General features: G+C 59.2%; 6 protein-coding genes and 1 riboswitch. Of the genes, 1 reads left to right on the top strand and 5 read right to left on the bottom strand.

Features of this window, described 5'->3' with window-relative positions; translation table 11 throughout:
- Positions 1–10 precede the first annotated feature (10 nt).
- From H292_RS0104800 to H292_RS0104790, 3 genes are all read right to left on the bottom strand, one after another.
- A complete protein-coding gene (locus tag H292_RS0104800; protein WP_231383758.1) occupies positions 11–1,075 on the bottom strand; it encodes a glycosyltransferase in 1,065 nt (354 codons plus the stop codon).
- Positions 1,076–1,565: 490 nt separating this feature from the next.
- Positions 1,566–3,056, bottom strand: coding sequence for a sugar transferase (locus H292_RS0104795; protein WP_020110631.1), 1,491 nt, complete (start codon positions 3,054–3,056; stop codon positions 1,566–1,568).
- Positions 3,057–3,693: 637 nt separating this feature from the next.
- Positions 3,694–5,013: a UDP-glucose dehydrogenase family protein gene (locus H292_RS0104790; RefSeq protein ID WP_020110630.1), complete on the bottom strand. Its 1,320-nt coding sequence runs from the start codon at positions 5,011–5,013 to the stop codon at positions 3,694–3,696.
- A 1,669-nt stretch (positions 5,014–6,682) separates the two neighbouring features.
- On the opposite strand from H292_RS0104790, the gene H292_RS0104775 reads away from it, so the two are divergent.
- Positions 6,683–9,064 carry a DUF262 domain-containing protein gene (locus tag H292_RS0104775; protein ID WP_020110627.1) on the top strand — a complete coding sequence of 794 codons (2,382 nt, stop codon included), beginning with the start codon at positions 6,683–6,685 and terminating at the stop codon, positions 9,062–9,064.
- Between the two features lie 736 nt (positions 9,065–9,800).
- On the opposite strand, the gene H292_RS0104765 is transcribed toward H292_RS0104775, so the two are convergent.
- Together H292_RS0104765 and H292_RS0104760 are read right to left on the bottom strand one after the other, a co-directional pair.
- Positions 9,801–11,660 carry a hypothetical protein gene (locus H292_RS0104765; RefSeq protein WP_155949759.1) on the bottom strand — a complete coding sequence of 620 codons (1,860 nt, stop codon included), beginning with the start codon at positions 11,658–11,660 and terminating at the stop codon, positions 9,801–9,803.
- A 102-nt stretch (positions 11,661–11,762) separates the two neighbouring features.
- Positions 11,763–12,644, bottom strand: coding sequence for a hypothetical protein (locus H292_RS0104760; protein WP_196806153.1), 882 nt, complete (start codon positions 12,642–12,644; stop codon positions 11,763–11,765).
- Positions 12,645–12,919: 275 nt separating this feature from the next.
- Positions 12,920–13,105, top strand: a riboswitch (cobalamin riboswitch).
- Positions 13,106–13,173: the final 68 nt, after the last annotated feature.

Below are 13,173 nucleotides of genomic sequence, written 5' to 3'. Positions count from 1 at the left end.
GCTGAAGCAGTCACAGAGGGTCCTGACCGGCGCAACGGTAGAGAGAACCGAGCGCGTTGGACTGGACGCCGGCAGAGTGGATATCGACGGATTCGCGTGTCGCGGCCACCGCATCGCGGCGGTAGGTTTCGTCGTCGAAGAAACGTTCGATGGCGCGGGCAGCTGCGTTGGGACAGTCCGCCGTGAGAGGGAACCCGAGACCTTCGAGACTTTCGACTCCGCGAGCGAGAATAGGGGTGCCCAGTGCGGCTGATTCCAGCAGCGTGACCGGAGCGCCTTCCCACTTCGCGGAGTGGAAGTAGAGGTCTGCCGACGCAATGCGATCATGCACGTCGCTGTTCTGCACCCACCCCGTCACCTCGACGCCTGCGTCCCGCAGTTCTTCTTTCATAACCTCGTCACCATCGCCGATCCATAGCCAGCGAATATCGGTACGGACGGCCCTGGCCATGGCTGCGAAGAACGACGGGTCCTTCTGTGGGGATACGCGGCCGACCATCACGACTTCGGGTGTGTTCGACGCGACCGACCGGTGGTGCCGAATTTTAACGGAATCAGCTGCGACATTAGGGAGGTAGGCGATGTCGGTATATCCACCCGCGAGACGTGCTGCTGAGGCAGCCTCGAACGGGCTGATTGCAGCGATTGTCTGTGGCCGCTTGCTCAGCATGGTCTCGATGCCAAGGTACGCGGCGCGAGCAACTGCGCTCTGATCTCGACGCAGAAATGCGTAAGCGTGTGGGGTGTAGATGATCTTGGTGCCCGCAAACCGGAAGGTACGCAATAAACCAGCGAAGCTGGAGTGCAAATGCACGATTCGCGGCCTGGTTTCCAGAATCACTGCGCGTGCATGCCAGAGAAAAGCAGGCAGGGAACCAGAGAATCCGGATATCTCGATGGAATTGCTTTCTTCGATATTGTGCTCGGATCTCATTCTTACAAGAATTCGATGATCGAACTCTACAGAATTCTCGACATACCGGGAAATGGCCGATTGCACACCCCCTCCGTAAGCTTCGGAGATGTGAAGTACGTCCACCCGACTACCCAACCCGTCCTGATCATGCTCTGCCATTTTACTCCCGACTAATTGCGCCCTACACAATGCATGCCCAGGACTGGACCAAGAGTCGCCCCGACGGCGTCTCAACAAGCACGTTCTCACAGACTCTACTGGACGAATTAAAAGATGGCCGACTTGCCGATCGCCATCCATCGCATTAGGTCGCTGACCTACACACTCAAATTCTCATCATCTCAAATCGAGGCAGGAAAAACTCCTGAAGCATGGAAACTAGCCTCCATGCATACCAACAACTTGGTTTCGACAATTGATGGCCGACGCGCGAACGGATGCTGAGTCTTGTCCACAAGAAGGTAAGCAACGCACCTTTCCCGGTCTCGGACCAGACTCCCCAGCAAATAGAGCCTTTCATATATGGGTAAGCACCTAGAAGCGAGTGTCGAACGAACCGTTGGAGCACTTTCCTCCCAACCACACCCTGTCTAACCCGTCAGGCAAGCAGTTGCGGGAACCGTACTAATCGACACAAGAGCGAGTCCCGTCAGTACGCGCCGTCGCTCCCCGCGACAGCCTTTACTGTTTTGGCAATAATCAGCAGATCGCCAACCATCGACCAGTTCTCGACGTAGGAGAGATCAAGTCGCACGGTCTCTTCCCATGACAGATCTGACCGACCGCTGACCTGCCAAAGACCTGTGATGCCTGGCTTAACGAGTAGGCGACGCTTCACCTCACCGTCGTATGTCTCGACCTCACGGCGCAGGGGCGGGCGGGGACCGACAACACTCATCTCACGCCTGAGTACGTTCAGAAACTGAGGCAACTCGTCGATGCTGAATCGCCGCATGAACTTCCCGACCTTGGTGACTCTTGGGTCGTCGCGCATCTTGAACAGCACGCCGCCCTCGCTCTCGTTCTGCGCGAGTAGAGCGTCGACCTGCTTGTCTGCGTTCTGGACCATGCTGCGGAACTTGATCATGTCGAACGGCTTGCCGTCGATGCCCATGCGCTCCGACTTGTAGAAGACCGGACCGCGGCTTGTGAGCTTCACGGCCAACGCTGCGACAAGGAGAACGGGGGTGATCATGAGGAGAACCGCACTGGCGAATGCAAAGTCGAACGCTGTCTTGCTGAAGCGCGTCGCACCGTTGTACTGGGGCTTTTCCACGTGGATGAGCGGGAAGCCCGCAACGGGGCGCATCACCAATCGTGGGCCTGCGACGTCGACGACGCCGGGGGCGACCACCAGGTCCACGTTCTTCTTCTCGAGGTCCCAGACCATCTTGCGGATACCCTTGGTGCCAAGGTGCTCAGTAGCGGTCACGGCCACGGTGTCGGCGCCGGACTTTTCGATTGCGTCGACCACGCTGTACTCGTCGCCCAAGATCGGAATCTCGAATCCGTCGACCGTGATGGCATCGCGCTCGGGCTCGTACCCGGGGAGGCACATACCCACGACGCTGTAGCCGGCGGCGGGATTCCGCTCGAATTGTTTTGCCATCGACACTGCCGCCTTGCGGCTTCCGACAATCAGCACGGCCGTCTGGTATTGACCTTTACTTCGCTTCGCGGCGACAGTCTTCCGCCACGCCCATCTGCTGAGCAGGAGACCGAGAAGTCCAACCGGCAGCGCGATCGCCAGATACAGCCGCGCGATGTCAATCTTGAAGAGAAGCGACAGAATCGCAATGACGCCGAACAGTCGGAACGTCGCGGACACGATGCGGCGGTATTCTTCCGCTCCGTTGCCAATTACCCTGGGTGAACGGGTACGGAAGATCGCGAGAAACGAGATCCAGATAGCTGCCAGCAGAACCGACACTCCCGTGTAGCTCGCGAAGGCGCGTGCTCCCTCGGACTGCAGCTCGCCGAACCTGATCAACTGAGCTGCTGCGACCGCAGCGACGACAACGACGACGTCCGTGACACGAAGCCTGTCGACGTACTGATGCTCCCAGACACGGCGTGAGGTAAGTCGTCTCTCGCGCTTCGGTGCCTTGTGTAGTGTGCCCCCGCCCGGAGTCCGCTGCACTGATCCGATAGTTGCCACCGACTCCCCTCCTCACTCTGCTCCCGCAGCTCGAAGGCCGGCGGACTGTCGTCAATGAACCGTGGCTCGACACATCTGCACTGACGTGAGGAAACCGATCGCTATCTGCCCGCTGCTCGAGCATTCAAATTTTCGCACGCAATCGGAAACGCGACTCTCCAAGTGGCTCACATCACAGAATGATTACGTCGACCCAACTGGTTTACCACACCCGCAATCTTGCCCGTGGGCAAGTTTGTGAGATTTCCCGACGCGAGGTGCATCGATAAAAATTCAACCCGCGTTACAGTCAAACTCGGTCGTGAGCCAAGTTTGGCGAATATCATTGCGGCACAACGGAAGTCTGCGTAAGTTTCATAGCTTTGCCTCGTTGAGCCAGCTTGATTTACATCGTCGAAACATGCAAGTGCGCCTGATTTTTACACAAGACGTCCAATTGCTTCGACAAAACCTTCCATGCGGCGCGCCGTTAAGCGCAAGCGGCCATTGTGCCGGTTTTGCATGTCCCGCACAAACGCCGAATAGAAATTCTTAATTCACATGAATGACGCTGGTTTCAGGCAATCTTCAAAACCCGAGTTCAGCGTCTCGAACGGGCTGAAACAAGCACGAAGAACGGTTACGGACGCCCTAGCCCGCGGTAAGTCCATCCCGCGGCTCGCCACTCGTCCGGGTCGAGGCAGTTCCGTCCGTCGATCAAGGTTTTCGACCGAACAACTCCGTCGAGGTCAGCCGGCTTCAGTGCCTTGAACTCTTTCCACTCGGTCAGAACAAGCACTACGTCAGCACCCTCGCACGCCTCGAGGGCAGACGAGCTGTACCCCAGCGTCGGGAACAACGCACGCGAGTTGTCCATGGCCTTGGGATCGAACACGTTGACAGCCGCACCCTGAAGCTGAATCTGGCCGGCGACGTTCAGCGCAGGAGAGTCGCGCACGTCGTCGGAGTCGGGCTTGAACGCAGCACCGAGGACGCCGACGCGAGCCCCGAGGAGAGAACCGCACGCTTCCCTGGCCAGTTCCACCATGCGGGTGCGTCGGCGCATGTTGATGTTGTCCACCTCGCGCAGGAAAGTCAGTGCCTGGTCGGCACCGAGCTCGCCGGCGCGAGCCATGAAAGCTCTGATGTCCTTGGGAAGGCAGCCACCACCGAAACCGATGCCCGCATTCAGAAACTTGCGACCGATCCGGTCGTCATGGCCGATCGCGTCGGCGAGAACCTTCACGTCGGCGCCGGAGGCCTCGCACACCTCCGCGATGGCGTTGATGAACGAGATCTTGGTGGCCAGGAAGGCGTTGGCCGAGGCTTTGACAAGCTCGGCCGTCGCCAAGTCGGTGACCAGGAACGGAATCTTCTCTTCGAGCAGTTGTGCGTAGACCTCACGTGCCAGACCTTCTGCACGACCTGACCGGTCTCGGTCCACACCGAGGACCAAGCGATCGGGATGCAGCGTGTCTTTCACTGCATAGCCCTCGCGAAGGAACTCCGGGTTCCAGGCGACCTCGACGTCATCGCCCGCCGGCGACAGCTCACGTGCAAGCGCGCCCAGGCGAGATGCAGTGCCCACCGGGACGGTGGACTTGCCGAAGATGACGGCAGGCTTGGTCAACAGCGGCGCAAGCGTCGTCACGACGGCGTCGACGTAGATCATGTCCGCAGCGAACTCACCCTTCTTCTGGGGAGTGCCCACCCCGAGGAAATGCACCTCGGCGAACTCGGCAGCCTCCTCGTAGGAAGACGTGAAGCGGAGACGGCCAGCTGCGATGTTGCGCTGAAGGACCTCTTCCAACCCGGGCTCGTAGAAGGGAACCTCGCCAGCCTCGAGCTTGGCCAACTTCGCGGGGTCGACATCGACACCCAGCACCTCGTGCCCCAATTCGGCCATGCACGCAGCATGCGTGGCACCGAGATAACCCGTGCCGAAAACGGTGATACGCATCGTTCTGTCTTCCCCCGTAAGAGTGCCGAACCCGAGAGCCGGATGAATAGGCCAGAAATATATGAAGGCTCGTCGACGTCGACGGCTTGACCTTGCCTGGCACATAGTAGTCGGACAGCCCGACAGAATGCGCGGCGTGTGCATCCGCCATCCAACGTCGCAGCGCAACGGTCGGGGTTCGAGATCGCCCGCAGGCCAACGAGACACAAACATCGAGTGAACCAAGCATTGGCCACTTTTTCAGCACTCATTCATGCGAATGACACGTTGGACCGATATGAATCATCACGATCACAACTGTGTACTTCCGCCCCTCCGTCACAGACGATAAACACTCCCCAGCCGAAAGAGGTGACACCATGTCCGATGCCCCGCACACGCACACGCACATCGAGAACGACGTCCAATCCTCGTTCGGCTGTGTGGCTACTCCCCCGAACATGCCCGCGCGGAACTGACTGCCTTCTCCTACCGCGAGCGAGCCGGGTTGATCCCTGTCGGCGATGCGCTCGCGACCCTCGCCCGTACACCGGACGAAGGCAACGCCGTCGGTAATCGTCGGCGTTGGCGGGATGCCCTCCGGGGCTCTGCCGCCGCCAGCGAACTGGCAGCGTGATGAGGCATAGTGCCGACCTCGCCCAGCCTCGATAGTTCCAGCGGCCGCAGGCAAGCACGGCATCAGTCGTTTCTGATCAGTTCGCAGGTGTTCAAGTCGAAGGACGGCGTTCCGATCGGTTGTTTCGTCGACGACCGCTCGTGCGCGAGGTCAACTACCAGATGACGCCTTCACTCTCCTGCAGTGCGAAAGTTTACAAGTCCTTGTCGGTGCCGTCTGCAACACTCCCGTAGACCGACGCCCTGTCGGCGTTGCACTCGAACCTTCGGAGGACAGCATTCTCTACGGCCTATGGCGATCGTGCCAGCATTACTCGGAGCCCGGCTCCATTCCAGACGCGACGTCGGTATCCCAACAAGGGCTGATCACGGCCTCGTCCTCGTTACCAAGACACCGAAACGCTCAGCACTTCATGGCGCGTCACGACGAAGCGTCGGACTCGTGGGTTGCCGTTTCATTCGTAAGGGGCGAAGTTGCACGTCCCACCAGCCCCGAGCAATTGTCGAAATACGACGCGGTGCGCAATCAAAAGATCAAGTGGACCGGAACCAGCTACCAGGAACTGCGAGCGCACGACCACCCGCAGGCAACCATCGATCTCGACAGCGAGACCCCACAGTCATAGCAGTGTCGGGGAGACGGCACCCGGGTGGACGTCGCTCCGGAAACGTCGAGTGAGCCAAGGAGGGGCACCCGACCATAACGTCGAATCAGTCGCACATCCGGCGACGACCCAGCGCACTAACAGAACCACAGACGTGTTGTATTTCGCCTCGATACTCTACATCGCATCGGTTGTCGCGAAATTCAAGTAATCGACAACTTTCGCTCGCTCTCGGAAGTAACGCAGAGACTTCGACGACCAGCCGTCCATACCGTCGCCTCCGAGTGAAGGAACCGTAACCCATCCTCGGACTGACCTATGTGTGTCGACCACCCGCGCACCTCGAGGAACTAGCGCCACATGAACTTGGGATAGCGTGCAAGTACTCAAATCTTTGCCGAACGAAGGGGTCGATACACGTGGATGGCAGGGTTACCAGTGTCCCCAGAGTGCTCGCGGGTGGAACCCGGAGTCTCGTCATCCCTGTTTACCAGCGAAACTACGACTGGCGAATCAAGCATTGCGCCAAGTTGTTCGACGACATCGAGGACATCGTTCGCACGAGCCGAGAAGGCCACTTCTTCGGAGCCGTGGTCGGCCACAACGAGGATTCCTTTACTTACGTAGTGATCGATGGCCAGCAGCGGCTGACGACAACCAGTTTGTTGATACTTGCCCTGGTCCGATCCATGAAGTCCGGCGCGATCGCAACCGAGAAGCCCAAGTTGGCAGACCGCATTCAGTCAGAATACCTGCTGATGCGCGACGAGAACGACGAGATCAAGTTCAAGCTCAAACCCGTCAAGAACGACAACGCGGCATACATCCGGTTGTTGAACGGCGACGATCCCATCGAATCCTCCGCCGTGACGGCCAACTACAACTATTTTCTGGAACGGCTCGCACGAACGCATCTCACTGCAGAGCAGGTCTGGGGAGCGATCGAGCGTCTGGAAGTCATGCTTCTCGAGGTCAAGCTGCCGCAGGATGACCCGCAGCGAATTTTCGAGAGCATCAACTCCACGGGGCTCGAACTCAGTGAAGCAGACAAGATCCGCAACATCGTGTTGATGGGCCTCAAGACCCACGAGCAGACAGATCTGTACGAAAACTACTGGAACCGAATCGAAAAGTCGGTGGAGTACCGCACCGACTGGTTCATCCGGTTGTATCTGGTGTCCAAGACCGGCAGGACCCCTCGTGTCGACGGCGTATACGAAGCGTTCCGGGCATTCCAAGCGTCCTCACCGTCAAACATTCGTGCGATGCTGACCGAGATGCGTGCTTACGCCGACCACTGTCACAAGCTCAACACCGCCAGCACCGGAATCACACGGGCAGACAAACGCTTGCGTCGGTTCAACTTGGTGAAGCACGACGTGGCTCTGCCGCTTCTGATGCCGCTCGTCGGAGAACTCGAAGCAGGAACTGTCAGCGACGATGACTTCACCGAAACAATCGGTGTCATCGACACCTACATCTTCCGCCGGTTCGTGAGTAGTGTTCCGACCAACGGGTTGAACAAGGTATTTGCCTCCAGCTACACCGAGACCCGTCGACTCCGCACAGGTACAACTGCGACATTCGCCGAAGTTCTTGCCTATCTTTTGACCCGTCGCGGCGGCTCAGGGCGCTTCCCCGAAGACGATGAGTTCGCCGAAGCGTTCGCCACGCGGGACTTCTACAAGACTCAGGCCGAGAACCGGACTTACACGTTCGAATGCCTGGAGAACAACACCTCGAACGACTCGCGCGACATTGCCAAAGCGCTCGACGATCTCGACATCAGCATCGAACACATCATGCCCCGGACTCTTACCGCAGCATGGAAGCAGCACCTAGGGTCGGAGTACGAGAACATTCACGCGACGTGGGTAAACCGGATAGGCAATCTGACAGTCACTGGATACAACTCCACCTACTCCAACGATCCGTTCGAGAGCAAGAAGGTCCGAGAAAACGGTTTCGCGGATTCACCGTACCGGCTCAACAAACTCGTCAAGTCATCGGAGAAGTGGACCGAAGACGAAATGCACTCGCGCACAGTAGAATTACAAGAGATTGCGCTGAAATACTGGCCGTACCCGACATCGACGTTCGCGCCTGTAGTGGCGCCTCTACCGGCCCTCCCGATGGGTGACGACGAATCCTTCACCAACCGTGTCATTTCCGCCTTCGAGTTTCAGGGCGAGCGAAAGACTGTTGCAAGCTGGAAAGACACGGTGGTCGAAGTGGTTCGCCGTTTGGTAAATAGTCACCGCGACGAAGTCTTCGCCTACGCCGCCACGGACGCCTACGGAATCGAGACCACCAATGGCTCCTCGCACGATCTCGGTAAAGGCGAGGTGCAGGTGGTGCCGGGCCTGAAAGTGTTCCTTAGCACGTCGACCTACCAGAAGTTGTTGTTCCTCCGAAAACTGTTCAAGCATCTGGACATCGACACCGACGAACTCGTCATTGTGCTGCGTAACAGTGAAGCTGGCCCCACAATCGAGGACGATGACGCTGCGACCAAGCCCTACGCCGAACTCACCAAGTTCATTCCTGCGGCTGCCGAGCTCTCCACGACATCGGCCACTCCCGAGGACACGGCCCCCTTGTACGAGGAATTCCGCGCGGCGCTCGCAGACTTCGCTGTCGACCACAATGCCGTTCTTCCAGGGAAAGGCTTGCCCGATGTGAGAACCAGCGCATTCATCGATGCCGCGGGTCCGGACGATATTTTGGGCGCACTGAGCTTGGTCCGGCAGATCGAGCAATTGGCGCCCGGGCATTTCCACGAGCTACTACAAGAAGGGGTCATCGGTCGTTGGCTCGCAGTTCTGGTGTAGAACCGACGAGGCGCCCTATCTTGGCCGCATCCGGAATGTCAGACCCGCGGCACCGCGCAGCGACATCTTCGCGACCGGAAAATGGCGGCGCTGAAGGAACGTAAGGGTCGCGATCGTGTCGAGATCAGTTGACGTTCAACCGCTGCGCTCGCGCGGTCTCAACCCTGCGCGTCAGGGCAAAGCATTTTAAGAGTGTTCACATTCACGGGCGGAAGCTCCGCCATGTCCTCGGACGCATGGGCGTCAACGCAGGTCAGGAGCCCACCGAACAATCGCATTGCAGGGTTGGTCATTTCGTTCCCCGGCGGTTCAGTAGGGGCCCGATCAGTTTGGCTATCCAGCTGTGCGCACGTCCATTGTGTGTAACGGGCTGCCCCGCCTTTCGGTACGCGTTCGAATACCTCTTGGACGCTTGGTCGTACACCGTCGGGGCTATCCGCGAACATCTGCAGCGCCTGGGCGCTCCTGTCGTCAGAACTGTCGAAGGTGCCCTCCGCTGCATCAGCGATGTGAACCTCGTCCATGAATGACAGGTACGCATCTCGGAACTCCCCTACCGTGGGTTCCGCGCCGGTATAGGACACGCATCCACCCGCATCGGCCTCGGGTCCAACTATAGTGGTCCGAGCGGCTGAGGGCGGACCAGAGGCCACCGATTCCTCGGAGCCAGCACAGCCGACCAACGCCATCGCACCGAGAGTCGCAGCCGACACCACAATCCAAGTTCCTCTGAGCCTCAGCATGACCAGAACCGCTTCGGCCAATGCGAACTGGAGTAGTCGCTGAGCATCGCTCCGAAACCGAGAGGTCCGCTGTACCGCTTGACGAAGTATTGAGCTTGCGATGGCGTCAAATCCTTCGTGTTCTTCTTGAACTTGCACTGCGCCATTTTGTTCAAGAATTCGGTCTGCTGTTTAGCACCGAGCGGCGCCCACCACTGGCCGTACATGTTCGCAATACTCGCAGCTATGCCGAGAGGAGCGCTGACAGTGACTCCGACTACACCGGCCCAAACGTCTATCGCTCCGCCCATCGACCGGCCGTCGTCGTTCTCCTGCACCCCGCGAACCACCTCGTACAAGCCCAGGCCCGTACCGGCGACACCGGCGGCTTTCCCTACCCCGGAGCTTGGGGTTTTGGTTAGGTAAGCGAGGAAGTCGTGTGCGACTCCGCCGAGTCCGATTCCTGTTCCCAACCTGCTGATTACGTCCTCCAGGAAGTTCTCGCTCTTGGGCTTGCCAGACGAAACTGGCCTGGGGCGTGGTGGAATGGACGGAATCGAGGGAACCGGGGGCGTTTCCGGTCCCACAACACCACCCGCGGCGTTCTCCGAATTGTTGACCTCCGCCGACGACAGCAATCCGAGATCGGATCCCGGGATGGCTGCGGCGTACGAGCACTTGTTACCGAGACCGACGCACGAGGGCAGCGCCACGGTCTGCCCGGGTGCAGCAGGAGTGACGATTTGGCTGCCGAAATTGTCTTGGAACATCACTGAGACCGGAATGTTGCTTGTATTGGTATAAAGCACCCCATTCGGCGTGGGATGAAAGTGTTCTCCATAACCAGTGTTCAAATGCCACAGCGATTCCGCACCACGGTTCACGAAAGTGCCTGCCGTGGGCACGTAATCCCCCCAGTCCAACATCTGTTGGCCGACAGTGCCCGTTCCGGTGGTGTAGCTGCACACCACGAGACCGTCCGGACAAGGGGGCAACAACAACGTCTGCCCCGGCGCGACGGTGTGCGGCGTAAATCGGCTTTCCTGCTGGTGAACTACGTACGCCGGGCGGGTTCCGGTGTTGACATAAAGGACGCCATCGCTTGCCTCGGTGAATCCGCCGCCAAAGCCGCTGCTCCACGAATAGGACTCGACAGCATCAGGAATACCTGCGCCGTATTCTCCGTAGTTCCCGAGAGTTACACCCGTCTCGAGGCCCGAGCCATCCATTCGCACAGAGGAATACTCACATCTGTCCACCACCCGGTTACATACAGGAAGGACCGCACGCTCACCGGGCTTCAGGATATGCGTGACCACTTCCTGACCATTCTGGATGTACGTCACCATCATGTCGCCCGACGTGTTGTTGGTGTACGAATAGCCTCCGGATGTAGGGACGAACCCGGCATCTGCAGCAGTGGGCACGACCCGAGCCACCGCCCGTTCGGCAGGCCGCACCGCGACTTCTTCTGCGGTGCGCACGTCGATGCCGTCCGGTCGTGCTGGCAGGCCCGGCGGTTCCGACGACACCTCGTCGTGTTCCTTGGAGCTCGCAGGCGACGCCGGCCCAGGCACTGTTTCCTCGACGGCCGGTTCTGCCACAGTCGTCGAAGGCACATCGGTTCCTGCCTCCGAGGATGGTGCGGGAGGTACCACCGTGGGCACCGACGAAGTCGAGGGCGTTTCCGTCACCGTCGGCTCCGCCTCCGCGACCTCGGAACCCTCGCCATTCGCTAGGCCGCTGGGCTCAGCAGCGGAAGTCGGCTCGACCGTACCTGTCTCGTCGGGACTTGCCGAGGCATGGATCGGCGTGATCAGTGCAGCGGAAAGAACACAACAGGCAATGAAAGCGGCCCAGCCGGAATGTCGCATTTGGAACTCCTCTGTAAATCGCCGACATCGCAGTTTTGCATGGCCGAACACGAACGCACAGTCCTGTTTTCGACTGACAGGAAATCTGGGGGGGTGAACCCGTCAGCTGCACTGCGCAAAAAGTTTAGGTGCGGGGAATTGCGAGAGCCCCGCCGTTTGCCCCCACGCCGTCGAAAATGCATTGCAGTAGTTTTGGGCCGCTGCTTGTGCGTCTTCGGTGAGTCCGGCAAGCCCTGCGCATGACGTCGACACCGCGGCACTGAGCCCGCCGATAATCAGGTCAGACACCTGCCGCACCCCGGGGAGGTCCGGCACAGTCTTCGACGAATCCACCAGGCCCTGTGCAAGGGCACCACATTCTCGGTAGTCCGTGAAGATGTTTCCCTCCCACCACGCGGGGATCGCCCCGATTACCGAGGGTGCGCCGCCCGTCACACTAGTTGGGTTGCCGTCGATCGTCACCCCTACAGCGTTCTTGCGGTCGTCGGTAGAAATCAACGGCTTACGCGCTGAAATGTCACGGCTCCCGCAGATTCCGGATATTGCGTAATCGCCGTTGACGTACGGACCGAACCTGGCCACACCATTGCCGAACGGGTCGAGCTCAATGAACGTTGTGTAGACATTGCTTCCCATCGACACGAAACATCCGTTGCCCGCCGGTCCATAGGTGTTAACGGCATCCCCCCTGCCGGAAACGCGCACGTCGATGAAACCGCCCGGCGCAGTCGAAATAGTTACTTGCCCCATGTCGACGCCCTGCGGCACCCCGAAGGCTGGGGCAACCGTGTCAGCAGATGCACTCGGTGCGGATAATGCTCCGCCTCCGACAATAACTCCTGCTCCAACCACCACTGCTCCGAATTTGCGTATGAACCCATTGCTTCGCATCAGCCATTCCTTCGTGTCCGGTTTCGGAGAAGCTAACACTGCATCGGTACGATTTACCCGGTCGGCCGGGCAATTACAGCGATCGAATGACACGGCCTGCAACCTACGAATATCGTTGCTGGGGTGACGGTTGCGTAGGTATCAAGACCAGGATCTTCATGGGTGTCGTATCCAAGCGAGTTCGGGAGCTGTTGCAGCCGTCATGTATCGGGCTCGACGAAGACGGACGAGCCACTAAGGTGCTCTCTGCGAGGACCAGGAACGATCGGACTCCTATACAGAGTCACGGCTGTCTCCGATCGAAAGATTCACAACATTCGACGGAGTGGTTTCGAATCCACCGTGCCAGAATGCTTTCTCGGGGGTAGTGGTAGATTTCCTCCGCCAGCAGACTGCCTGGGGACAGGTGGTCAGGGAATCCGGTGGGAATCCGGAACTGACGCGCAGCGGTGAGAAGGACCGGCGGGCAACACGCCACTGAGCACGAACGCTCGGGAAGGCGCCTCGTTGGGATGAATTCGAGTCCGAAGACCGGCCGGCAACGCTTCGTCGAAGGCGGAGTGTTCACACCGAGACGGACTCCGCGACCCGAGTCCCCGACGAAGCGAGCGTTCCTGCATGC

The organism is Rhodococcus sp. 114MFTsu3.1 (genome assembly GCF_000383555.1).
Lineage (GTDB): Bacteria > Actinomycetota > Actinomycetes > Mycobacteriales > Mycobacteriaceae > Rhodococcoides > Rhodococcoides fascians_E.
This window is presented reverse-complemented; position numbering and strand designations above follow the sequence as displayed.

Excerpts from the sequence above, each read along its gene's own strand:
- H292_RS0104800 (WP_231383758.1), bottom strand. The coding sequence starts at position 1,075 with ATGGCAGAGCATGATCAGGACGGGTTGGGTAGTCGGGTGGACGTACTT.
- H292_RS0104790 (WP_020110630.1), bottom strand. The coding sequence starts at position 5,013 with ATGCGTATCACCGTTTTCGGCACGGGTTATCTCGGTGCCACGCATGCT.
- H292_RS0104765 (WP_155949759.1), bottom strand. The coding sequence starts at position 11,660 with ATGCGACATTCCGGCTGGGCCGCTTTCATTGCCTGTTGTGTTCTTTCC.